The 25218-nt window shown below is 48.3% G+C and carries 21 protein-coding genes and 1 tRNA gene; 15 read left to right on the forward strand and 7 right to left on the reverse strand.

Going from position 1 to position 25218, the window contains the following annotated elements:
• Positions 1-238: 238 nt before the first annotated feature.
• The 7 genes from MHN31_RS11555 to cysG all read right to left on the reverse strand — a co-directional run bounded on the left by MHN31_RS11555 (position 239) and on the right by cysG (position 7600).
• On the reverse strand, positions 239-604 hold the full coding sequence (locus MHN31_RS11555; RefSeq protein WP_239444317.1) for a cupin domain-containing protein: 366 nt from the start codon (positions 602-604) through the stop codon (positions 239-241).
• A 63-nt stretch (positions 605-667) separates the two neighbouring features.
• Entirely contained in the window at positions 668-1435 is a 768-nt protein-coding gene (gene cysQ, locus MHN31_RS11560; RefSeq protein WP_138539484.1) for a 3'(2'),5'-bisphosphate nucleotidase CysQ, read from the reverse strand.
• Positions 1436-1450: 15 nt separating this feature from the next.
• Positions 1451-2050, reverse strand: coding sequence for an adenylyl-sulfate kinase (gene cysC / locus MHN31_RS11565; RefSeq protein WP_125563167.1), 600 nt, complete (start codon positions 2048-2050; stop codon positions 1451-1453).
• Positions 2051-2062: 12 nt separating this feature from the next.
• Positions 2063-3787, reverse strand: a complete 1725-nt coding sequence (locus tag MHN31_RS11570; RefSeq protein WP_081694378.1) for an SLC13 family permease — start codon at positions 3785-3787, stop codon at positions 2063-2065.
• Positions 3788-3820: 33 nt separating this feature from the next.
• On the reverse strand, positions 3821-5236 hold the full coding sequence (gene cysN / locus MHN31_RS11575; protein WP_125563169.1) for a sulfate adenylyltransferase subunit CysN: 1416 nt from the start codon (positions 5234-5236) through the stop codon (positions 3821-3823).
• The gene (gene cysD / locus MHN31_RS11580) at positions 5236-6135 is read right to left on the reverse strand and encodes a sulfate adenylyltransferase subunit CysD (RefSeq protein ID WP_010387327.1); all 900 of its coding nucleotides are present in this window, start codon (positions 6133-6135) and stop codon (positions 5236-5238) included. Before cysD ends, cysN begins: the two co-directional genes overlap by 1 nt.
• A gap of 43 nt (positions 6136-6178) precedes the next feature.
• Positions 6179-7600 carry a siroheme synthase CysG gene (gene cysG, locus MHN31_RS11585; RefSeq protein WP_194868001.1) on the reverse strand — a complete coding sequence of 474 codons (1422 nt, stop codon included), beginning with the start codon at positions 7598-7600 and terminating at the stop codon, positions 6179-6181.
• A 453-nt stretch (positions 7601-8053) separates the two neighbouring features.
• Between cysG and deoC the strand changes: the two genes are divergently transcribed.
• The 15 genes from deoC to MHN31_RS11660 all read left to right on the forward strand — a co-directional run.
• Positions 8054-8800 carry a deoxyribose-phosphate aldolase gene (gene deoC / locus MHN31_RS11590; RefSeq protein ID WP_239444318.1) on the forward strand — a complete coding sequence of 249 codons (747 nt, stop codon included), beginning with the start codon at positions 8054-8056 and terminating at the stop codon, positions 8798-8800.
• 89 nt (positions 8801-8889) lie between these two features.
• Positions 8890-9330: a hypothetical protein gene (locus MHN31_RS11595; RefSeq protein ID WP_125563188.1), complete on the forward strand. Its 441-nt coding sequence runs from the start codon at positions 8890-8892 to the stop codon at positions 9328-9330.
• Between the two features lie 128 nt (positions 9331-9458).
• Positions 9459-9535: transfer RNA gene (locus MHN31_RS11600), tRNA-Trp, on the forward strand.
• A 130-nt stretch (positions 9536-9665) separates the two neighbouring features.
• Entirely contained in the window at positions 9666-10043 is a 378-nt protein-coding gene (secE, locus tag MHN31_RS11605; protein ID WP_010387322.1) for a preprotein translocase subunit SecE, read from the forward strand.
• 37 nt (positions 10044-10080) lie between these two features.
• Entirely contained in the window at positions 10081-10638 is a 558-nt protein-coding gene (nusG, locus tag MHN31_RS11610) for a transcription termination/antitermination protein NusG (protein ID WP_010387321.1), read from the forward strand.
• Between the two features lie 176 nt (positions 10639-10814).
• Positions 10815-11243 (forward strand): 50S ribosomal protein L11, encoded by a 429-nt coding sequence (rplK, locus tag MHN31_RS11615; protein ID WP_010387320.1) that lies wholly within the window; start codon positions 10815-10817, stop codon positions 11241-11243.
• A gap of 6 nt (positions 11244-11249) precedes the next feature.
• The gene (gene rplA / locus MHN31_RS11620; RefSeq protein ID WP_010387319.1) at positions 11250-11954 is read left to right on the forward strand and encodes a 50S ribosomal protein L1; all 705 of its coding nucleotides are present in this window, start codon (positions 11250-11252) and stop codon (positions 11952-11954) included.
• Positions 11955-12286: 332 nt separating this feature from the next.
• Positions 12287-12781, forward strand: a complete 495-nt coding sequence (gene rplJ, locus MHN31_RS11625; protein ID WP_010387318.1) for a 50S ribosomal protein L10 — start codon at positions 12287-12289, stop codon at positions 12779-12781.
• A 70-nt stretch (positions 12782-12851) separates the two neighbouring features.
• Entirely contained in the window at positions 12852-13214 is a 363-nt protein-coding gene (rplL, locus tag MHN31_RS11630) for a 50S ribosomal protein L7/L12 (RefSeq protein WP_023400585.1), read from the forward strand.
• 264 nt (positions 13215-13478) lie between these two features.
• Positions 13479-17504: a DNA-directed RNA polymerase subunit beta gene (rpoB, locus tag MHN31_RS11635; RefSeq protein ID WP_125563174.1), complete on the forward strand. Its 4026-nt coding sequence runs from the start codon at positions 13479-13481 to the stop codon at positions 17502-17504.
• 95 nt (positions 17505-17599) lie between these two features.
• On the forward strand, positions 17600-21781 hold the full coding sequence (gene rpoC, locus MHN31_RS11640) for a DNA-directed RNA polymerase subunit beta' (RefSeq protein WP_194867999.1): 4182 nt from the start codon (positions 17600-17602) through the stop codon (positions 21779-21781).
• 191 nt (positions 21782-21972) lie between these two features.
• Positions 21973-22347, forward strand: coding sequence for a 30S ribosomal protein S12 (gene rpsL / locus MHN31_RS11645; protein ID WP_010387308.1), 375 nt, complete (start codon positions 21973-21975; stop codon positions 22345-22347).
• A 102-nt stretch (positions 22348-22449) separates the two neighbouring features.
• Positions 22450-22920: a 30S ribosomal protein S7 gene (rpsG, locus tag MHN31_RS11650; RefSeq protein ID WP_010387307.1), complete on the forward strand. Its 471-nt coding sequence runs from the start codon at positions 22450-22452 to the stop codon at positions 22918-22920.
• A 27-nt stretch (positions 22921-22947) separates the two neighbouring features.
• A complete protein-coding gene (fusA, locus tag MHN31_RS11655) occupies positions 22948-25062 on the forward strand; it encodes an elongation factor G (protein ID WP_010387306.1) in 2115 nt (704 codons plus the stop codon).
• Between the two features lie 57 nt (positions 25063-25119).
• Positions 25120-25218 (forward strand): GTP-binding protein (locus MHN31_RS11660; protein WP_235408380.1); only part of this gene is annotated, 99 nt, incomplete at its 3' end.

The following is a 25218-nucleotide window of genomic DNA, read 5'->3' on the forward strand; positions in this document are numbered from 1 at the left end:
TCGGTCTTGTTTCGCCCAACTGAGCTATAGGGCCATTTTTTAGATTGTAGTGCTCACTAAATTGAGCATACTCTTTAGCAGAGACCTAAAAAGCGCTGGCAGTATAAAAATTTTTAACAGGCTTGTCACTAGCAAAAGAAGAAAAAGTCTCACATATCTGATTCAATTGCTTAATAAAAAGCCAGAATAGGTCATTAAGTTTGTTTCAGTACTGGGTTCAGGTCTGCTCACGGCCTGGCTAGATCCAGACATCGTTTTGTGCGGTGAGTGAGCTGTCGGCATCTCCGGTGTTGACGACGCCTTTGGGTTCGACAATCAATACCTGACACTCTTGCTCGGCATAGGGTTTGTGCTCTACGCCCTTGGGCACAACCAGCATGTTACCTTCTTTCAGATGCTCTGTGCGCTCCCGAAAGGCTATGTGCATCTCACCGGATAGCACAATGAACACTTCGTCGGTATCGGGATGATCGTGCCAGACAAATTCGCCCTGAAGTTTCACCAGTTTGAACTGATAGTCGTTCATTTCAGCAATGACTTTAGGGCTCCAGTGCTCTGAAAATAGCGCCAGCTTTTCGGCAAAATTGATCGCAGCGTGTGACATAGTATTTCCTTATGGTGACGGGCGTGAGAAGCAAGCCTTATCCGGGTGGATAAGGCTCAGAGATTAGTTGAGTCGTGAAACCACAAAGTAGGGGTTCAGATAAGACTCTTTTTGATTGTATAGCAGTGGGCTGCCGTCCAGCTGGGTAACGGTTGCACCGGCGATTTTCGCGACTGCGTGTCCTGCACCGGTATCCCACTCACTGGTTGGGCCTAAACGGGGGTAGACATCAGCAGCACTTTCAGCGACCAGACACAGTTTTAATGAACTGCCTTTTGGCACCATGTTCACATCGTCAAACTGTGTGAGATACTCAGCTAAATCAGGTGATGGGTGAGAGCGTGAGCCAACCACCTGGATGGTGCCTTGGTTGGCTATACGGGTGACTTTCAGCTCAATGCGTGCTTCGTCACACTCTTTAAAAGCGCCGATGCTGTTGGCAGCGAAGTAACTCACGTTCAGTGCCGGTGCATGGACCACGCCCATGACGGGTTCGCCATTTTCAATTAAGGCGATGTTGACCGTGAACTCACCGTTTTTCTTAATAAACTCCTTAGTGCCGTCGATGGGGTCGACCAGCCAGTAACGTTGCCAGGTCTGGCGTTCCTGCCAGCTGATCTCTGCGCTTTCCTCACTGAGGATCGGTAAATCCGGGGTAAGGGCTTTCAGACCCGCTGTGATCACGTCATTAGCGGCTAAGTCGGCGTCGGTCACCGGGCTTTTGTCGTCTTTGTACTCTACGTTAAAGTCTTTGGCATAGATGGTGAGGATCTTGTCTCCGGCGCGTCGTGCCAGATTCACTATCTCCTCGAGTAAGTCGGTGTCGTTCATGGTTTTTCCTTGGTACTACAGATGGATTATCTCGCGCTGTTGTAGATACGCTACCAGCTGTTGCACCGATTGGTCCAGACTATTTTCACCGGTATTAATGCGGATCTCCGGGTTTTTTGGTGGCTCATAGTCAGAGTCTATGCCAGTAAAGTGTTTGATCTCACCGGCACGGGCCTTTTTATATAACCCTTTTGGATCGCGTTGTTCACACACCTCCAGCGGTGTATCCAGATACACTTCAATAAACTCGGCCTCTTCAACCAGCTCTCGAACCAGGTCACGCTCAGCCTGGAAGGGCGAGATAAAGGCGGTGAGTACGATCAGGCCGGCATCGACCATGAGTTTACTCAATTCACCCACACGACGAATGTTTTCGACTCTATCCTCGTCGCTGAATCCGAGGTCTTTACACAGACCATGACGCACATTGTCACCATCGAGTAAATAAGTGTGTGCGCCAAGTTGCTGCAGGGCACTCTCTAGTGCATTGGCGACGGTGCTTTTGCCCGACCCAGAATAGCCAGTAAACCATAAAATAACAGGACGGTGGCCTTTTTGTTCGCTGCGATGTGTTTTATTTACGGCATAGTTATGCCAGACAATATTCGTATCCATAATTCCTATCCACTAAAACGGGAAAACCAAGGGGATCAGCGTCAGCACAGTGATCGAGTAAATAATTGAGAGCGGCAGGCCGACGGTCACATAGTCTTTGATCCGGTAATTACCTGCACTATATACCATCAGATTAGTCTGATAGCCAAAAGGGGAAATAAAACTGGCCGATGCGCCAAAGGCGACTGCCATCACAAATGGCAGTGGGTTCACACCAAAACCAATCGCCAGTGCGTATGCCACAGGAAATGACAGCGCGGCGGCCGCATTGTTGGTGATCAATTCGGTGAACACCACCGTCATCACAAAAATGGCGATAAAGGCACCATACGGACCAAAGTCGCCCAGTACATAAAACAGCGCATCGGAAATTTGCCCGGCTAACCCTGTGTCTATCATCAGCTTAGCTAAGCCAATGGCACTGCCGACAATGGCAAGCAATTCAATGGGAAAGCGGCGCTTCATCTCGCTGACTTTGATGGAGCCAAACAGCACCAGTCCGAGTAATAAAACCATCAGGCCTTTGACTAAAGGCACAACATCGAAGATACCCAGACCGAGCACGGCAACAAAGGCAGCCATCACTTTATTCGATTGTGGCTGCGTTAAATGGGTTTGCAGGTCCAGGCCAGAGATATAAACAAATTCGCGTTTTAGGTCGGGTAGCTGATAAAAATCTCCGCCAGGGGCTAGGATCAAAGAATCTCCTGCCTGCAGTTTGACCTGACCCAGGCCACCAGGCAGGCGGTCGTGACCACGGCGAATGGCAATCACCGCGGCATGAAACTGTTCGCGAAAGCGGATCTCTTTGAGTGTTTTGCCTAAAAACTTAGACGACTGACTGATCACGACTTCCACCAGGTGTTCGGCGTCTTTTTCGTGTTTGTCATGTACCACCTGCAAGCCGTCGAAGCGGCGCAATAAAGGCACAGATTTGATGTCGCCGACAAACAGCAGAACATCGCCCTGCTGTATTTCCTGTTGTGGTGTGACCGCACAAATACGACGCTCGCCGCGGATGATCTCAGCGAGGAACAAGTCACGCAGGTCACGCAGGCCGTTTTCTTCGACTGTCCGGCCAATCAGTTTCGAGCCTGCGGTTACTTTCCCTTCCAGATAAAAAGGCACAACCTCTTCTTCTTTGCGGCCGTGATCGGGCAAAAACTTCAGTAATAGAATAATGGTAACCAGGCCAACACCCAGCGCGCCAATACCGACCAGCGTAAAGTCAAAAAAGCCCAACGGCGCCATACCGGCCTCAATGGCGAAACCATTAACGATTAAATTAGTTGACGTGCCGATCAGGGTCAGCGTCCCGCCCAGGATAGCGGTATAGGACAGTGGCAATAATAGCTTAGACGGTGAATGGGTTTTACTGTCTTTGATGGTACTGATCAAAGACGCCACCACGGCGGTGTTATTGGTAAAAGACGATAAAAAAGCCGTGGATAATCCCAGTTTCATTACCGAGCGTGCCAGCGAGCCGTTGGCCAGTGAGCGCGCCAGGTATTGTACTAGGGTGGTTTTTTCGATGGCGATAGATACCAAAACCAGTAAAACCAGGGTGATCAGCGATGGGTTCGCATAATTGACCAGCATGGTTTCCAGATCGATGAGCCCAGCCAGGTAAGCGCTGCTGATAGCGCCAACAAATAACCAGGCCGGGTTGAGCCGCGTGCCAAAAAGACACGCGACCAGCACGAGCATGATGCCTGTTAAGATGATCTGCTCTAGCAGCATAGATAACTCCCGTTAACAGGCATACAGCCGTTACTTCAGCTTGCTTAAATCAAGCGCTTGCCAGTGTGGGAAGTGCTTGCGAACCAGGGCATTCAGCTCCAGCTCAAATTCGCTGAATTGCTGATTTTCACTAACTTGCTCATCCAGAATGGCATCGATCATGCCTGCGCCTACGGTCAGGTTGCTCAGACGGTCAATCAGGATAAAGGCACCTGTTTCGTGGTTATCACGATACACATCGGCAGCGATGGTTTCCGTCAGCTCAAGTGTAACGATTGCAATTTCGTTCAGTTGTAGACTGTCAGCCTTGCCATGCTCCAGAGTATTGACGTCAATGGTGTGATCAATCTGCTTCACGATGGCAGCCGTACTCTTCGCGCCCAGCTTGAAGTTGTACGTTTTGCCTAGCACCAGAGGCGCCTCGTGCATCCATACCAGCTTGGCCTGGATCAGGTTGGTTGCCTTAGTCGATGAGTCTGCCGGGACAATTACATCCCCACGACTGACATCCACTTCGTCATTCAAAGTGATGGTCAGTGCCTGACCGGTTTCAGCTTGCTCGAGGTTACCGTCGAACGTCACCAATTCTTTGATGGTGCTGGTTTTACCCGAAGGTAAAATCTTAATCGCCTGACCAACAGTTAGCGCGCCAGAGGTCAACGTGCCCTGAAAACCACGGAAGTCCAGATTAGGGCGTACTACATACTGCACCGGGAAGCGGGCTTCAAATGCACTGTTTGGTTCAGCAGCCGGAGAGTCTTCCAGTAGCGCCATCAGTGGCTGATCTGTGTAGTAAGGCGTGTGCTCAGAGCGAGTCACAACATTGTCACCTTTAAGAGCCGAAATAGGCACAAACTTGATGTCATTGACGTCCAATTGCTCAGCAAACTTCAGGTAATCGGCTTTGATTTTCTCGAACACGGCTTCATCAAAGTCAACGATGTCCATTTTGTTGATGGCAACAACAAATTGCTTGATACCCAGTGAGTCACAGATAAAGCTGTGGCGTTTGGTCTGGATCTGTACACCATAGCGGGCATCCACCAGAATAATCGCCAGATCACTGGTTGAAGCACCCGTCACCATGTTACGGGTATACTGTTCGTGTCCCGGTGTATCGGCGATGATGAACTTGCGCTTCGCAGTGGAGAAATAGCGATACGCCACATCAATGGTGATCCCTTGTTCTCGTTCTGCCTGCAAACCATCAACCAGCAACGCAAGATCCAGCTCTTCACCAGCGTTACCTACTTTTTCGTTGTCTTTGTGCAGCGCCGCCAACTGATCTTCATAGATTTGGTGGCTGTCGTGCAGCAAGCGACCGATCAGGGTGGATTTACCATCGTCTACACTGCCGCAGGTCATCATGCGTAACAGGCTTTTGTCCTGTTGGCGTGATAAGTAGGTTTCAATCCCCAGTTCTTTTACTTCATTTGCGGTAGACATTAGAAATACCCCTCACGTTTTTTCTTCTCCATTGACCCGGATGAGTCATGGTCAATGACCCGGCCTTCACGCTCGGAAGAGGTCGATAACAACATTTCTTCGATGATCCCGGTCAGGGTGTTTGCTTCTGACTCAACTGCACCGGTCAGCGGGTAGCAGCCCAGTGTACGGAAGCGTACCGACTTCATTTCAGGCACTTCACCTTCCGCCAGCGGCATACGCTCGTCGTCGACCATGATTAACGTGCCATCACGCTCAACCACGGGGCGTTTCTCTGCCAGATACAACGGCACGATCTCAATGTTTTCCTGGTAGATGTATTGCCAGATATCCAGCTCAGTCCAGTTTGACAGCGGGAATACACGGATACTTTCGCCCGGGTTCACCTGACCGTTGTAGGTATTCCATAGCTCAGGGCGCTGATTTTTAGGGTCCCAGCGATGGTGTTTATCGCGGAAAGAATAGACACGCTCTTTCGCGCGCGATTTTTCCTCATCACGACGCGCACCACCAAATGCGGCATCGAAGCCGTACTTGTTTAATGCCTGTTTAAGGCCCTGGGTTTTCATGATGTCGGTGTGCTTGGCTGAGCCGTGCGTGAATGGACCAACGCCCATCTCTAACCCTTCCGGGTTTTTATGCACAATCAGGTCAAAGTTGTATTCTTTGGCCAGACGATCTCGAAACTCAATCATCTCGCGGAATTTCCAGTCCGTATCTACATGCAGCAGAGGGAAAGGGATCTTTGCCGGGAAAAACGCTTTACGTGCTAAGTGAAGGAGTACCGATGAGTCTTTACCGATGGAGTAAAGCATCACTGGGTTTTCAAACTCAGCAGCGACTTCGCGAATAATCTTTATACTTTCAGCCTCAAGTTGCTGAAGGTGAGTTAAAGCCATTGTCGTCGTCCTACTTAATACTAAAAATAAAGTGGTTCATGCGTCAGGCGATCTTAGCGAGCGGCTGAGCGTAACTTGCAATTTGTTCTGTTTTACCAAACCAGGCCAGTTCCTGATGCAGTGCAGCGACCTCGCCAATGATCAGTAATGCCGGTGACTGGATATTATTGGCTTCGATTTGTGCTGCCAGCTGGCCAAGCTCAGTGGTCACAACACGCTGCGACTTGCGGGTGCCATTTTCGACGATGGCCACCGGTGTGTGTTCACTGCGACCATGGGCCAATAGTTGGGCCTGAATATGTGGAGACTTAATGACCCCCATATAAATGGCCAGAGTTTGATTCGGTTTGGCCAGCGACTGCCAGTCCAGCTCCTGGCCTTCTTTTTTACAGTGTCCAGTGACAAACTGAATCGCCTGAGCGTGGTCACGGTGTGTAAGCGGAATACCCGCATAGGCACTGCATCCAGCAGCAGCTGTGATGCCCGGGACGATTTGATAGCGGATGTTAGCCGCAGCCAGTACCTGAACTTCTTCGCCACCCCGGCCATAAATGAACGGGTCACCGCCTTTAATACGGCATACCTTTTTACCTTGCTGGGCCAGCTTAACCAACATCTGATTGGTGTCTTCTTGTTTAACACTGTGGTGTCCGGCACGTTTACCGACACAGATGAGGTCGGCATCGCGTCTGACCAGTTCCATAATTTCATCGGACACTAGGTAGTCATACACCACAACATCAGCTTGTTGCATCAATTGTAGTGCTTTGAGCGTCAATAGCTCCGGATCGCCCGGGCCTGCGCCTACGACATAGACTTCGCCTTGTGGCTCTGCAGTGTCGTTCAGCATATCATGCAGCTGTTGTTGTGCACCTTGTGTGTCTCCGCTTTGTACTTTACTGACAACATGTGAGTCGAATACTCGCTCCCAGAATTGACGGCGATCAGCAAAATGCTTAAAACGGCCTTTGACCTTGTCTCTGAATCCGCCAACCAGTTCAGCCAGTGGACCGATATGCTGAGGGATCAGGGTTTCGAGTTTTTCTCTTAAGCGGCGCGCCAAGACAGGTGCTGTACCGGCACTGGAAATCGCAATTGTAATGGGGTTGCGGTCGACGATAGACGGGAAAATAAAGCTACACTTGGGCTGGTCATCCACCACATTGACGAAAATATTGCGCGCATCCGCTGCATCGCGCACCTGCGCATTGACGTCATCGTTGTCGGTGGCAGCAATAACCAGCGCCATGCTGTCAACGGCGTCGGCGCTAAAGTAGGCTGTTTTCAGGTGCAGTTCGCCTTCTTCAGACAACTGCATGAGTTCGTCACAGAATTCAGGGGCCAATACGGTTACATCGGCGCGAGCTTTGAGCAGTGCGCGGATCTTTCTCAGAGCAACTTCACCGCCGCCGACGACCAGCACGGGTTTGTTGTCCAACTTGGTAAAGATAGGTAAGTACTGCACGCTGTTGCCCCTTAAACATCGTAAAACTTGATATAAGCCAACTCTGGCTTTTTCTAGAGTGGCAGAATATCCCGCGTACTGGCAGGGAAAAAATAACTTAAACCCAGTTTTTATAACTAAAAGTTATATCAAACGGAGCGAAATGGCTTACCTCATATATATCAAGGGGTTTAGCGTGACAGCACACACTTGTTCACAGTTATAGCTATTGGTTATGAGTTATAATTTCCACAATTTAGCGTTTGCCGGGCGTATTGACACCCCTGTGAAGCGCTATGTTTGCTGTTTTCTGACCAGGTGACAGGGGCTGCTTAGTAACATTTGACCGATGTACACTCATAAAAGGTGCGGACAAATGTCCTGTGGTCCGGTAGGGCAAGCAGCTAACGTTGAGGTCCGACTCATATGATGCAGCTTGTCCACAGAGCAGGGTGCAGTTAAAAGGAAACCAATATGAAAATGCAAGCCGTCGCACGCGAGGTGCTTGGATTAATGGATCTGACGTCGTTAAACGAGCAAGATAACGAGGCCAGCATCATTGCGTTGTTAGACAGCATTCGTCCCGAATTAGGGCTACCCGCAGCCGTATGTGTGTATCCCCAGTTTGTCGCGCTGTGTAAACAGGAATTAAACCGCCGAGGCTGGACTGAGGTAAAGGTCGCGACTGTGACCAACTTTCCCTGTGGTAAGCATTCATTGCAACAGGTGCTGACACAAACGAAAGAGGCGTTGCAGGCTGGAGCCGATGAGATTGATCTGGTGATGCCTTATCAGCAGTTACAGGCGGGCGATCCGGATACGCCATGGCAATATGTACGCTCAAGCAAGCAGCTGTGTGGTGCTCAGGCCAAATTAAAAGTGATCATTGAATCTGGTGCACTCGAAAATACGCAACAAATCGCGCAGGCCAGCGATGTCGCGATTCTGGCTGGTGCCGACTTTATTAAAACCAGTACTGGTAAGGTGCCGGTGAACGCCACACTGGAAGCAACTAGAGTCATGCTGGAGCGGATCCATGTATCGGGTAAGACGGTGGGCTTCAAAGCCGCCGGAGGAGTTAAAAGCGTCGAGCAAGCAAGTGATTACTTACACCTTGCAAAAAAGACAATGGGTGATGACTGGCTTACCGCCGAGCATTTTCGCTTTGGTGCGTCGAGCTTGTTGCAAGATGTCCATCGGGAGCTGGACAGTGCAGACTAGCGGAAAGTAGTGTGAAGCATGATCAGGCAGTAATACGTGATAGTGAGCGGGAAAAACTGCAGCTGGAACATGGCGCTGCCAAATTGTTCATGCGAAGTTATGAGCGACTGACTCACACGCCGATGCGTCACATCTGGCATAACCAACCGGCCAAACCTGATGTCAGCTGTTACCTGGCGCAGTCGCGCTTAGATATTGAAGTAGCGCATCTCTATGCCAGTGAAACGGAGGCCATGGCTGTGCTTGGCCGCCCTTTGTCGCTGACCATGCAGCGCGAACTGGCGTTGATGGCACAGGCTCCGAGTACACAGCGGTTGCATACGGGTCTTGCTCGCTTACTCAAGCAAAAGGCGGGCAAGCGTTACCACTCTCAGCGCGTCTGGCTGTTGATCCGCAATGCCAGTCCGATGTGGCACCGGGCTGATTTTGAAAATGAGCTAGCGCATCTGGTGGTACCAGATTGTCATCCTTTTGAACAGATATGGCTGTTGTGCGACTTCTTTTATGGTGATCCTCTGCGCTTGTATTAACTAAGAAACTTCCACTGAGTGAGGTTCAGTATGAGTTTCACCTAGCTGAAATTGGCACAAATACCGCTTTGCGCATCTTTTACTCTTGTTTTCAGTTTGTTCGTCAGTATAATGGGCATCCACTTTGCAGGGGCGTAGTTCCAATTGGTAGAACAGCGGTCTCCAAAACCGATGGTTGCGGGTTCGAGTCCTGCCGCCCCTGCCACTCTTATAATCAGTCCAAATCTAAAATAATGGGTCTTATCACCACCGCTTATTTGTAAATTTGGATTGAAATGGATTAACCCTGCTCTCATGTAGGGTTGTTGTGTCTGTATTTAAGGTAAAAATAAATTATGAGCACTAATGTTGAAAACCCGTCTAGCTCGATGGACACGGTAAAGTGGATGTTGGCAGTCGTTTTACTGGCTGGCGCAGTTGTTGGTAATTATATGTATGCTGATATCTCAGTATTGACTCGCGCAATTGGCGTTGTGGTCGCTGTCGGTGCAGCATTGGGTATTGCAGCAACAACCGAAAAAGGGCGTACCTTTATCGCTTTTGCCAAAGAGTCTAGAATTGAGGTTCGCAAGGTAGTTTGGCCAACGCGTCAGGAAACAACACACACGACCTTTATCGTAATGGCTGCAACAGTAGTAATGGCACTGATCCTGTGGGGATTGGATGGCATTCTGTTTCGTGCAGTTGGCTATTTAACCGGTTTGGCCTCGTAACAGGTTAGCGTTTTAACTGGATTGGAGATCTGATCCCATGTCGGATGAGAACAAAGAAAAGAAATTACGTTGGTACGTAATTCAGGCGTTTTCAGGTTTTGAAAAGCGCGTCGCTCAAACTATTCTTGAGCACATTAAAATCGAAGGTCTGGAAGACTACTTTGGTGAAGTACTGGTCCCAACTGAAGAAGTTGTGGAAATGCGTGCCGGACAAAAACGTAAGTCTGAGCGTAAATTCTTCCCGGGCTATGTGTTAGTTGAAATGGTGATGGATGATGCATCTTGGCACCTGGTTAACAGCACACCACGCGTGATGGGCTTTGTTGGTGGAACGTCAGATCGTCCAGCACCAATCAGCAAAAAAGAAGCGGATCGCATTCTTAACCGTCTGCAGGAAAATGCAGAAGCACCTAAGCCAGCAACTCTGTTTGAGCCAGGTGAAGTGGTTCGTGTTATCGATGGTCCATTTGCTGACTTTAACGGTGTTGTGGAAGAAGTTGATTACGAGAAGAGCCGTCTGAAAGTGTCAGTACTTATTTTCGGTCGTTCTACGCCAGTTGACCTGGAATTTGGACAGGTTGAACAAGATAAATAATTTTGCTGTTTAAAACAGCAAAAGTTATTGCCAAAGGCCGCTGGTTAATCTATAATCAGCGGCCTTTTTGTATGTCATTACTATGACGCACAAAAAGACAGTTTTTTAATTGGGAAGCCGTCTGAGTACGCGTCCTCGCGCGCACAAGGCTAAGACCCACATAACGAGGTATTATCATGGCTAAAAAAGTTGAAGCTTTAATCAAGCTACAAGTTGCTGCTGGTATGGCTAATCCTAGTCCTCCAGTAGGTCCTGCACTAGGTCAACACGGTGTAAACATCATGGAATTCTGTAAAGCGTTCAACGCACGTACAGAGTCTATCGAGAAAGGCGCACCGGTTCCTGTAATCATTTCTGTTTACAACGACCGTTCTTTCACTTTCGACATGAAAACTCCACCTGCTTCTTACCTTCTTAAGAAAGCAGCTGGTATCAAGTCTGGTTCTGGCCGTCCTAACACTGAGAAAGTGGGTACTGTTACTCGCGCTCAGCTTGAAGAGATCGTTGAGACTAAACGTCCGGATCTTACTGCTGCTGATATGGACGCAGCTGTACGCACGATCGCAGGTTCTGCACGTGCAATGGGCTTGAACGTAGAGGGGTAATTGAGAATGGCTAAATTAACTAAGCGTATGCGTACTATCCGCGAAAAAGTGGATGTTACTAAAGAATACGAAATCAACGAAGCTGTTGCTCTTCTTAAAGAACTAGCTACTGCTAAGTTCGTTGAAAGTGTAGACGTTGCTGTAAACCTGGGTATCGATGCTCGTAAATCTGACCAAAACGTACGTGGTGCAACTGTACTACCTCACGGTACTGGTCGTGAAGTACGCGTAGCGGTATTCACTCAAGGTGCAAACGCTGACGCAGCAAAAGAAGCTGGCGCTGATCTGGTAGGCATGGAAGACCTTGCTGAACAGGTTAAGAAAGGCGAAATGAACTTCGACGTAGTTGTTGCTTCTCCGGATGCAATGCGTGTTGTTGGTCAACTAGGTCAAATCCTAGGTCCACGTGGCCTTATGCCTAACCCTAAAACTGGTACTGTAACGCCTAACGTTGCAGAAGCAGTTAAAAACGCGAAAGCGGGTCAGGTTCGCTACCGTAACGACAAAAACGGCATCATCCACACCACTATTGGTAAGGTTGATTTCGACGCGAACCAGCTTCAGGAAAACCTGGAAGCACTTATCGTTGCGCTTAAGAAGGCTAAGCCTTCACAAGCAAAAGGTACTTACGTGAAGAAAGTAAGCATCTCAACGACTATGGGCGCGGGTGTTGCTGTAGACCAAGCTACTCTAAACACGCAAGTGGCTTAATTTAGAGATAAGCGTTTACATGGCGTAAAAATTAGACTATAATTTTGCGCCATTTCGTTGAGAGCTGAGCTCAAAACGAAGCAAAGAATTCGGGTTGAAGCGCATAATTTCGGCACTTTGTAGACTTTATAGTCTACAATGATCCGATAAATTGCGTTTCCGTCCAAGACCGTAGGTGTAACCTAGTTACTTAATTCCCTACGTAGACGGTGTGAATCCCAGCTAGATTTTCCTAATCTTCTGGTTCTCGCCGTAAAAAGCAGCTCACAGTCGTAAGACGATGAGTAAAGTAGAACTGGGACATGTTCCCATCATAACCAGGAGTAACACCCATGGCTTTAAATCTTCAAGACAAAAAAGCAATTGTTGCTGAAGTCAACGAAGCTGCCAAAGGTGCTCTGTCTGCAGTTGTTGCAGATTCTCGTGGTGTAACAGTAGATGCGATCACTGCACTTCGTAAAGAAGCTCGTGAAGCAGGCGTATGGATGAAAGTTGTCCGTAATACCCTAGCTAAGCGCGCTGTAGAAGGTACTGACTATGAGTGCCTTAACGAATCGCTAGTGGGCCCAAGCCTAATCGCTTTCTCTTCAGAGCATCCAGGTGCTGCAGCTCGTATCTTCGCTGATTTCGCGAAGAAGAACGAGTTGTTCGAACTGAAAGCGGCTGCATTTGAAGGCAATGTTGTAGACGTAGACATGCTAGCTAAGCTGCCTACTTACGACGAAGCTGTTGCACGCCTAATGAGCGCTATGAAAGAAGCGTCAGCTGGTAAATTGTGTAAAACAATTGAAGCTGTACGTGTTCAGAAAGCTGAAGCAGCTGCTTAATAGCACGCTTCTTACTTTCACAAATAAATTTTTAGAACCCCATGGTTCGTGATTAATTAGGAAACTTAAAATGTCTGTAACTAAAGACCAAATCCTTGACGCGATTGCTGAAATGTCAGTAATGGAAGTTGTTGAACTAGTTGAAGCAATGGAAGAAAAATTCGGTGTAACTGCAGCTGCTGCTGTTGTTGCTGCTGGTCCTGCTGAAGCTGCTGAAGAGAAGACTGAGTTCGACGTAATCCTAGCTGGCGCTGGCGGTAACAAAGTTGCTGCTATCAAAGCTGTACGTGGTGCAACTGGTCTTGGCCTTAAAGAAGCAAAAGCTCTTGTTGAGTCTGCTCCTGCGCCAATCAAAGAAGCTGTTTCTAAAGAAGAAGCTGAAGCACTTAAGAAAGATCTTGAAGAAGCTGGTGCTGAAGTTGAGATCAAGTAATCTGGCATTTGCTAGGTTCGCTGCCTGAGCAATCAGGCAAGGGCTGGTGATTATTTAATCACCGGCCCTTTTGCGCTATAGAGCGACGCTTTCCTGTTGCGCAATAAATTCCTATGTTTTTCTTATTTTTCAATCTGTTAGAAGTATTTTGAAAGTGAGTGACTCATAGGACGACAATTAGATGTTGTTATCATGGCTTAGATGCCAATGAAGTCTGTTCTCCATGAACAGGTTGGGTCAAAGATCAGCAAGCTGAGGAACCCCATGGCTTACTCTTATTCTGAAAAGAAACGTATCCGTAAGGATTTTGGTAAACGTCCACAAGTTTTGGACATACCTTTCCTTTTGCAAACGCAGTTGGAATCGTTCAAAAAGTTCATTACACCGGACGCGGATGGTGATACCGGACTGGAAGCGGCATTCCGTTCTGTGTTCCCGATCAAAAGCTACTCGGGCAATTCTGAGCTTCAATACGTTAGCTACCGTATTGGAGAGCCAGTATTCGATGTAAAAGAATGTCAAATTCGCGGTGTGACTTTTTCTGCTCCACTTCGCGTAAAACTTCGTCTTGTGCTAATGGACAAAGAAGCACCAGGCACAGTCAAAGACATTAAAGAGCAAGAAGTTTACATGGGCGAAATCCCGCTCATGACTGACACAGGTACTTTTGTTATCAATGGTACTGAACGTGTTATCGTTTCTCAGCTACACCGTTCACCTGGTGTATTCTTTGATAACGACCGTGGTAAATCACACTCGTCGGGTAAAGTACTATATAACGCACGCGTGATCCCTTACCGTGGTTCGTGGTTAGACTTTGAATTCGATGTAAAAGATAACCTGTTTGTACGTATCGACCGTCGTCGTAAACTGCCTGCGTCAATCATTCTGCGTGCCCTTGAATTCTCAACAGAAGAAATCCTAGGCATGTTCTTCGAAACGACTGCGTTCGAAGTGACTAACGGCAAAGTGATGATGGAATTGGTACCATCTCGACTACGTGGTGAAACCGCTGCTTTTGATATCAAAGATGCAGACGGTGAAGTCCTGGTTGAGCAGGGTCGCCGTATCACAGCCCGTCATATAAAAACAATCGAGAAAAAGGGCATTGACCAGTTAGAAGTACCGCATGAGTACATCATTGGTCGTGTGGTTGCGAGAAACTACATCGATGAATCAACTGGCGAGATCATTGCTGAAGCAAATGCTGAGCTATCTCTGGAGTTGATGGCCGAGCTGGTTAAAGCTGGTCACACAAAAATCGACACCCTGTACATCAATGATGTAGACAGCGGTGCTTACATGTCAGAAACCGTTCGTATCGACAGCACGGCAAACCGTCTGGAAGCACTGGTAGAAATCTACCGCATGATGCGCCCGGGTGAGCCACCAACAAAAGAAGCAGCAGAAGCCTTATTCGATAATCTGTTCTTCTCTGACGAGCGTTATGACTTGTCAACGGTTGGTCGTATGAAGTTCAACAGCCGTGTTGGTTATGATACTGACACAGGTCCTGGCACGCTGAGCAAAGAAGACATTGTTAGCGTGATGAAGGTGTTGATCGACATCCGTAACGGTAAAGGCGATGTGGACGATATCGACCACTTAGGTAACCGTCGTATCCGTTCTGTAGGTGAAATGGCAGAAAACCAGTTCCGCGTTGGTTTAGTACGTGTTGAGCGTGCTGTACGTGAGCGTCTGAGCTTGGGTGATCTGGACAATGTAATGCCTCAGGATCTGATCAACGCTAAGCCAATTTCTGCTGCCGTTAAAGAATTCTTTGGTTCTTCACAGCTGTCTCAGTTTATGGACCAGAACAACCCGCTGTCAGAAGTAACGCACAAGCGTCGTATTTCTGCACTTGGTCCGGGTGGTCTGACTCGTGAGCGTGCTGGCTTTGAGGTTCGAGACGTTCACGTAACGCACTACGGTCGTGTTTGTCCTATCGAAACTCCTGAAGGTCCAAACATCGGTCTGATCAACTCATTGTCTACGTACGCACGTACCAACGATTATGGTTTCCTTGAAACCCCATATCGTAAAGTGGTTGACGGCGTCGTAACGGATGACGTTGATTACCTGTCTGCAATTGAAGAAGGTCAGTTCGTAATCGCACAGGCGAACACTAACCTGACTGAAGAAAACCAGTTTGCAGAAGAGCTGATCCCATGTCGTTATAAAGGTGAATCAACCTTTATGCCAAGCGACAGCATCCAGTATATGGATGTATCACCACAGCAGGTTATCTCTGTGGCAGCGGCACTTATCCCATTCCTTGAACACGATGATGCGAACCGTGCATTGATGGGATCGAACATGCAACGTCAGGCTGTACCAACACTGCGCGCAGACAAGCCGCTGGTAGGTACAGGTATTGAACGTACGCTGGCAAAAGACTCTGGTGTAACCATTGTTGCTAAGCGTGGCGGTGTGGTGAAGTATGCAGATGCAAGCCGTATCGTTGTTAACGTTAACGAAGAAGAGCGCGTACCTGGTGAAGCGGGTATCGACATCTACAACCTGACGAAATACACCCGTTCTAACCAGAACACCTGTATCAACCAAAAACCAACTTGTATGGTTGGTGAGCCGGTTGTACGTGGTGACGTTCTGGCGGATGGTCCTTCGACTGACCTGGGCGACCTGGCTCTTGGTCAAAACCTGCGCGTGGCATTCATGCCGTGGAATGGTTATAACTTCGAGGATTCAATCCTACTTTCAGAGCGTGTTGTTCAGGAAGATCGTCTAACTACGATCCACATCCAGGAACTCCAGTGTATTGCTCGTGATACTAAGCTTGGTCCAGAAGAGATCACAGCGGATATCCCGAACGTGGGTGAGTCTGCGTTAGGCAAGCTGGACGAATCAGGTGTTGTATACATCGGTGCTGAAGTAAAAGGCGGCGATATCCTGGTTGGTAAAGTAACGCCGAAAGGTGAAACGCAGCTGACGCCTGAAGAAAAGCTACTACGTGCTATCTTCGGTGAAAAAGCGTCTGACGTGAAAGACAGCTCGCTACGTGTACCTAACTCTGTATCTGGTACGGTTATCGACGTTCAGGTCTTTACCCGTGACGGTGTAGAGAAAGACAAGCGCGCACTGGAAGTTGAAGACATGCAGCTTCGCGAAGCGAAGAAAGACTTCAACGAAGAGTTCCGTATCCTTGAAGGTGGTATTCTGACTCGTGCGCGTGACCTGCTGGTACGTGCTGGTCTGAGCGAAGATAAGATCGCAGATCTGAACGCTGAAAAGCTACTGACGCAAAGCCTGGCTGATGAAGAGCAGCAAGCTGAATTAGAGCAACTGGCTGCGCAGTATGACGAGCTGAAAGCGGAATACGATAAGAAGTTTGAAAACAAACGTCGCAAGATCACCCAAGGTGATGATCTGGCGCCGGGCGTGCTTAAAATCGTTAAGGTTTACCTGGCAGTTAAGCGTCGCATCCAACCGGGTGATAAGATGGCGGGTCGTCACGGTAACAAGGGTGTTATCTCTACTATCGTGCCTGTTGAAGACATGCCTTACGATGAAAAAGGTCGTACGGTAGACATCGTTCTGAACCCACTGGGTGTACCATCGCGGATGAACATCGGTCAGATCCTTGAAACTCACATGGGTCTTGCTGCACGCGGTATTGGTGAGCGCATTGAAGACATGATGAAAGAGCAGCGTGAACTCCACGAAATGCGCGATTTCATCAAGAAAGCCTACGAAATCGGTGATTGCCGTCAGAAAGTTGATATTGCTAACTTCTCTGATGATGAGATCCGTCGTCTGGCACATAACCTGAAAGGTGGTCTGCCAATCGCAACGCCAGCATTTGACGGTGCACGCGAAGCTGAAATCAAAGACATGCTAGAGCTGGGTGGTTATCCAAGAAGTGGTCAGGTAACGCTATATGATGGTCGTACTGGTGATGCATTTGAGCGTCAGGTAACAGTTGGCTACATGTACATGCTGAAACTGAACCACCTTGTTGATGACAAGATGCACGCACGTTCTACCGGTTCTTACAGCCTGGTTACTCAGCAGCCGCTGGGTGGTAAGGCACAGTTCGGTGGTCAGCGTTTCGGTGAGATGGAGGTATGGGCACTTGAAGCATACGGTGCTGCCTACACGCTACAGGAAATGTTGACAGTTAAGTCGGATGACGTAAACGGTCGTACTAAGATGTATAAGAACATCGTAGACGGCAACCATAAGATGGAACCGGGCATGCCGGAATCGTTCAACGTATTGTTGAAAGAGATCCGCTCGCTGGGTATCAACATCGAATTGGAAGAAAGTTGATCCGCCGGGCCGCCAAGCGGCCCAGACCGGACTGAAAAGAATGAAGGGGCGAGCCCAGGCTTGCCCTCAAGATTAACTCCGACAGGAGAGCTAAGGTGAAAGACTTACTTAAGTTTCTGAAGCAACAAAATAAGACCGAAGAATTCGATGCAATTCGTATTGGTCTTGCTTCGCCGGACATGGTGCGTTCATGGTCTTACGGTGAGGTAAAGAAACCTGAGACAATTAACTACCGTACTTTCAAGCCTGAGCGTGACGGCTTATTCTGTGCCCGTATCTTCGGCCCAGTAAAAGATTATGAGTGTTTGTGTGGTAAGTACAAGCGCTTAAAGCACCGTGGTGTGATCTGTGAGAAGTGTGGCGTTGAAGTTACACTGACTAAAGTACGCCGTGACCGCATGGGTCACATTGAGCTGGCTAGCCCAGTTGCACACATTTGGTTCCTTAAATCATTGCCGTCTCGTATCGGCCTGATGCTGGACATGACGCTTCGTGATATCGAGCGTGTACTTTACTTCGAATCATTCGTAGTAACTGAACCTGGCATGACAACGCTTGAGCGTGGTCAGCTATTAGGTGAAGAAGAGTACCTGGATGCACTGGAAGAGCACGGTGATGAATTCGAAGCGAAGATGGGTGCCGAAGCGGTACTTGATCTGCTACGTGATTTGGACCTGGGCCAGCTAATCGCTGAAATGCGTGAAGAGCTGCCAACCATCAACTCTGAAACTAAGCGTAAGAAAATTACTAAGCGTCTTAAGTTGATGGAAGCATTCCACCAGTCAGGTAATAATCCTGAGTGGATGGTAATGAGCGTATTACCAGTTCTGCCACCTGATCTACGTCCACTTGTACCACTGGATGGTGGTCGTTTTGCGACGTCTGATCTAAACGACTTATACCGTCGTGTTATCAACCGTAACAACCGTCTTAAGCGTCTACTTGATCTCGCAGCTCCGGATATCATCGTACGTAACGAAAAGCGTATGTTGCAAGAAGCGGTGGATGCACTACTAGATAACGGTCGTCGTGGTCGTGCGATCACAGGTTCTAACAAGCGTCCTCTGAAGTCGCTTGCAGACATGATCAAAGGTAAGCAAGGTCGTTTCCGTCAAAACCTACTAGGTAAGCGTGTAGACTACTCTGGCCGTTCTGTAATCACAGTTGGTCCTACACTGAAACTACATCAGTGTGGCCTGCCTAAGAAGATGGCACTTGAGCTATTCAAGCCATTCATCTACGGCAAACTGGAGCGCCGCGGCATGGCGACTACCATTAAAGCTGCGAAGAAGATGGTAGAGCGCGAAGTACCAGAGGTTTGGGACGTACTTGACGAAGTGATCCGTGAACACCCGGTTCTACTGAACCGTGCACCAACACTTCACAGACTTGGTATCCAGGCGTTTGAACCAGTACTAATCGAAGGTAAAGCAATCCACCTGCACCCACTAGTGTGTGCGGCGTATAACGCTGACTTCGATGGTGACCAAATGGCGGTACACGTACCGTTGACGCTGGAAGCACAGCTTGAAGCGCGTGCGTTAATGATGTCGACCAATAACATTCTGTCTCCTGCGAATGGTGAGCCAATCATCGTACCTTCACAGGACGTTGTATTGGGTCTGTACTACATGACGCGTGATCGTATCAATGCAAAAGGCGAAGGTATTGCCTTTAAAGATGCGAAAGAAGCTGAAAAAGCATACCGTACTGGCGCTGCAGAGCTACACGCACGCGTAAAAGTACGTATCGCAGAAGTACATATTGATGGCGAAACAGGTGAGCGTAAAGATGTGACCGAAGTGGTTGAAACCACGGTAGGTCGTGCGATCCTGTCTTTGATCATGCCGACTGGCCTGCCGTTTGAACTAATCAACCGTGCGCTAGGTAAAAAGCAGATCTCTGGCCTGTTGAACGAGTGTTATCGTCGTCTGGGTCTGAAAGATACCGTTATCTTCGCGGACCAAGTGATGTACACCGGTTTCCACTATGCGATGAAGTCAGGTGTTTCTATCGGTATCAACGATATGGAAATCCCACCAACTAAAACAGGCATCATCGAAGCGGCAGAAGCTGAAGTTACAGAAATCAACCAGCAATTCCAGTCTGGTCTTGTAACTGCGGGTGAGAAATACAACAAAGTTATCGATATCTGGTCACGTGTTAATGAAAACTTATCACGCGAGATGATGGCGAACTTGTCGAAAGACACGGTTGTGAATGCGCAGGGTGAAGAAGAAGAGCAAGACTCTTTCAACTCAGTGTTTATGATGGCCGACTCGGGCGCACGTGGTAGTGCTGCTCAGATCCGTCAGCTAGCCGGTATGCGTGGTCTGATGGCTCGTCCGGATGGTTCAATCATCGAAACACCTATTACAGCAAACTTCCGTGAAGGTCTGAACGTACTACAGTACTTCATCTCGACGCACGGTGCGCGTAAAGGTCTTGCGGATACCGCACTTAAGACAGCGAACTCGGGTTACCTGACTCGTCGTCTGGTAGACGTTGCACAAGATTTGGTCATCAACGAAACAGATTGTGGTACCCTTGAAGGTACAGTGATGAAGCCGCTGATTGAAGGTGGTGACGTTGTAGAGCCATTGCGTGAGCGTGTATTGGGTCGTGTTGTTGCAGAAGACGTGGTTATCCCAGGCACTGACGAAGTGCTGGTTGAACGTAACGTGATGCTTGATGAGAAGCTGTGTGATCTGTTAGAAGAGCACTCAGTGGACGAAGTAAAAGTACGTTCAGTTATCACCTGTGAAAACGACTTTGGTGTATGTGCTAAGTGTTACGGTCGTGACCTTGCTCGTGGCCACATCATCAACGCGGGTGAGTCTGTTGGTGTTATCGCGGCACAGTCAATCGGTGAGCCGGGCACACAGCTTACGATGCGTACCTTCCACATCGGTGGTGCGGCATCTCGAGCGTCTGCAGAAAACAGCGTTCAGGTTAAGAACAACGGTAGCATGAAGCTGCACAATGCGAAGTTCGTAATCAATACCGACGGCAAGATCGTGATCACCTCACGTTCAACCGAAATTACGGTTATTGACGAACAAGGCCGTGAGAAAGAGCGCTATAAAGTGCCTTACGGTGCCGTATTGTCAGTGAGTGACGGTGCAGAAGTGAAAGGTAACGATATCGTCGCGACCTGGGACCCGCATAGTCACCCAATCATCATCGAGCACGAGTCTAAAGTATCGTTCAGCGACATCGACGATTCTAACACTGAAGCACAAACAGACGAGCTAACTGGTCTGACGCGTGTGGTTGTTAAAGACCTTGCTAAGGTGAATGCAAAAGAGCCTAAGCTGATCATTGAAAATGAAGAGCGTGGTCTGCAGGAAATTCGTCTGCCTTCGTTCACTACCATCGAAATCACAGATGGTGCAACGGCACAGCCGGGTGACGTTCTGGCACGTATTCCGCAGGAAGGTTCGAAGACTCGTGATATCACGGGTGGTCTACCTCGAGTTGCTGACTTGTTTGAAGCGCGTAAGCCGAAAGATCCAGCAATCCTGGCAGAAATCACAGGTACCGTTAGCTTTGGTAAAGAAACCAAAGGTAAGAAGCGCCTGGTGATTACACCGGAAGAGGGTGATGCATACGAAGAAATGATCCCGAAATGGCGTCAGCTGAACGTGTTCGAGGGTGAGCAGGTATCGAAAGGTGAAGTTATCGCCGATGGTCCTGAATCTCCGCACGACATCTTACGTCTGCGTGGTGTAACTGACGTATCTAACTACATCGTAAACGAAGTACAAGAAGTATATCGTCTACAGGGTGTAAAGATTAACGACAAGCACATCGAAACCATCATTCGTCAGATGCTACGTAAATGTATCATCCTTGATGGTGGTGACAGTGAGTTCCTGGCAGGCGAACAAGCCGAAGTGGCGCGCGTTAACATCGCAAACCGTGAGCTAGAGAAACAAGGTAAGATCCCAGCGAAGTTCGAAATTCAGCTGATGGGTATTACCAAAGCCTCACTGGCAACAGAATCTTTCATCTCTGCAGCCTCGTTCCAGGAGACGACACGTGTCCTGACTGAAGCCGCAGTAAATGGTAAGAGCGATGAGCTTCGTGGTCTGAAAGAAAACGTTATCGTGGGTCGTCTGATCCCTGCGGGTACCGGTTTCTCTTACCACTTAGATCGCATCAACCGTCGTAAGCAAAATGAAGCTGCAGTTGAAGAGCAAACTGTAAGTGCTGAAGAAGCATCTCAGGCACTGACAGACGCACTAAATGCAGACTTGCTTGGTGGCCAAGACTAAAATTGACGAAAAACACGTCAATTGCAATAAAAAGGCAGCTTTAACGCTGCCTTTTTAGTTGTTTTGGTTGACAGGTTAAACTTTGCTCATTAAAATTCCGCCACCCATTTATTCGTTCGAATAACAGAACGCTTAAATTGGCGAAATTTGATTTTTTCAGTAGTAATTTTTATTAATTCAGGAGCTATTTAATGGCAACTATTAACCAGCTAGTACGTAAGCCACGTCGCAGCAAGGTTACTAAGAGCAACTCAGCTGCTCTTAAAGCTTGTCCTCAAAAGCGTGGTGTATGTACTCGTGTATATACAACTACACCTAAGAAGCCAAACTCTGCACTACGTAAAGTAGCGCGTGTTCGTCTAACGAACGGCTTCGAAGTAACATCTTACATTGGTGGTGAAGGCCACAACTTGCAAGAGCACAGTGTTATCCTAATCCGTGGTGGTCGTGTTAAAGACTTACCAGGTGTGCGTTTCCACACAGTACGTGGCGCGCTGGACTGTGCTGGCGTAAATGACCGTAAACAAGGTCGTTCTAAGTACGGTGCAAAACGTCCTAAGGGCTAATGGTTCTCCGTTAGTAAGGCCAAGCACTTAAGTTTTAATTTATATATTTTGTTTTGGGAATTCGTCGTAGTAAGACGAACCTGAAGATACCGGAGAAAGAAAATGCCTAGAAGACGCGTAATAGGTCAACGTAAAATTCTTCCAGATCCGAAGTTCGGATCAGAGCTTCTTGCTAAATTCGTTAACGTAGTAATGCTTGACGGTAAGAAGTCTACTGCTGAAAAAATCGTATATGGTGCGCTAGACGTGGCTGCTGAAAAATCAGGCAAGTCGCACCTAGAAATCTTCGAGTCTGCACTTGAGAACGTACGTCCACAGGTTGAGGTTAAATCTCGCCGTGTTGGTGGTTCTACGTACCAGGTACCAGTTGAAGTACGTCCAGTTCGTCGCAACGCACTAGGTATGCGTTGGTTGGTTGAAGCTGCACGTAAGCGTGGCGAAAAATCAATGGGCCTTCGTCTGGCTCAAGAGATGATCGACGCTGCTGACAACAAAGGCACTGCGGTTAAGAAACGTGAAGACGTTCACCGTATGGCTGAAGCGAACAAAGCATTCGCTCACTACCGTTGGTAATCTGCCCAAGACCTTTAAGAGGATAATATGGCACGTACAACTCCTATTGAGCGTTACCGTAATATCGGTATTTGTGCTCACGTAGATGCGGGGAAAACCACCACCACGGAACGTGTACTTTATTACACGGGCCTGTCTCACAAAATTGGTGAGGTGCATGATGGTGCCGCAACTATGGACTGGATGGAGCAGGAGCAGGAGCGTGGTATTACCATCACTTCTGCTGCGACCACGTGTTTCTGGAAAGGGATGGATGCTCAGTTTGACGAGCATCGTATAAACATCATCGATACTCCCGGACACGTAGACTTCACCATCGAAGTAGAACGTTCATTACGTGTACTAGATGGCGCTGTAGTCGTATTATGTGCTTCATCAGGTGTACAACCACAAACGGAAACCGTTTGGCGTCAGGCGAACAAGTACGAAGTACCTCGCATGATTTTCGTCAACAAAATGGACCGTACCGGTGCAGACTTTCTGGCCGTTGTGGATCAGGTGAAAAAGCGTCTTGGCGCTGCACCTGTGCCAATTCAGTTACCAATCGGTGCTGAAGATGAATTTAAAGGTGTTATCGATCTCATCAAGATGAAAGCCATCAACTGGAATGCTGAAGACCAGGGGATGACTTTCAACTATGAAGAGATCCCGGCAGAGCTTCAGGAGCTGGCAGAAGAGTGGCGCGCAGAGCTACTCGAATCTGCCGCAGAAGCATCTGAAGAGCTAATGGACAAATATCTTGAAGAAGGTGAACTGAGCGAGGCCGAAATTAAGGCCGCGATCCGTCAGCGTACATTGAACAATGAAATTGTGCCAATGAGCTGTGGTAGTGCATTCAAGAACAAAGGTGTTCAGGCTGTGCTTGATGCCGTGATTGAATACATGCCGTCTCCAACAGAGGTTAAAGAGATCCAGGGTATCCTGGACGATGAAAGCGAAGCAACGCGTCCTGCGGACGATGATGCGCCGTTTTCTGCTCTGGCGTTTAAAATCGCCACCGACCCATTTGTTGGTACGCTTACCTTCTTCCGAGTTTATTCCGGCACAGTAGGTCAGGGTGACTCGGTTTATAACCCAGTTAAAGGCAAAAAAGAGCGCTTTGGACGTATCGTTCAGATGCACTCTAACTCGCGTGAAGAGATCAAAGAAGTTCGCGCCGGGGACATTGCCGCTGCAATTGGTATGAAGGATGTCACCACAGGTGACACGCTTTGTGCTCATGATGCTGTTATCACGTTAGAGCGTATGGAATTTCCAGAGCCAGTGATTTCAGTTGCAGTAGAGCCTAAGACCGTTGCTGACCAAGAAAAAATGGGTATCGCGTTAGGTAAGCTGGCTGCGGAAGACCCGTCTTTCAGAGTTGAAACCGACGAAGAATCAGGCCAAACCATTATTTCAGGTATGGGTGAACTCCACCTGGATATCATCGTAGATCGTATGAAGCGTGAATTCAGTGTTGAATGTAACGTAGGTAAGCCTCAAGTTGCTTATCGTGAAACGATCCGCGGTTCGGTTGAAGCCGAAGGTAAATTCGTACGTCAATCAGGCGGACGCGGCCAATATGGTCACGTTTGGTTGAAGCTCGAACCTATGGAAGTTGCTGATGAAGACGCACCAATTTACGAGTTCGTTAATGAAATCGTAGGTGGTGTGGTACCTAAGGAATACATTCCTGCGGTTGACAAAGGCATCCAGGAACAGATGAAGCAAGGTGTTCTTGCTGGTTATCCTATGCTGGGTGTGAAAGCTACCTTGTTTGATGGCTCATTCCATGATGTTGACTCAAACGAGATGGCGTTTAAGATTGCCGGCGCAATGGGCTTTAAGAAGGGCGCGCTTGATGCGCAGCCAGTGATTCTTGAACCCGTTATGAAGGTAGAAGTCACCACCCCTGAAGCAAACATGGGTGATGTCGTTGGCGACCTGAACCGTCGTCGAGGCATAATCGAAGGTATGGACGACTCATTTGGTGGTCTGAAGCAAGTTAATGCTCAGGTCCCACTGTCTGAAATGTTTGGTTATGCAACTGATCTTCGTTCTGCAACACAAGGTCGAGCTTCGTACTCAATGGAATTTTCCAAGTACGCAGAAGCGGCGAAAAACGTTGCTGACGCAATTATTGCAGCTCGCGCTGTTAAGTAATTTTAGTTCGGTCCGGTCTTAGGGCTGGACTTTAATTTCTTTATAGGAATTTTTAAAATGGCAAAAGAAAAGTTTGAACGTTCGAAACCGCACGTTAACGTTGGTACTATCGGCCACGTTGACCACGGTAAAACTACCCTAACTGCAGCAATCACT

This window comes from Pseudoalteromonas sp. McH1-42 (assembly GCF_022347845.1).
Lineage (GTDB): Bacteria > Pseudomonadota > Gammaproteobacteria > Enterobacterales > Alteromonadaceae > Pseudoalteromonas > Pseudoalteromonas rubra_D.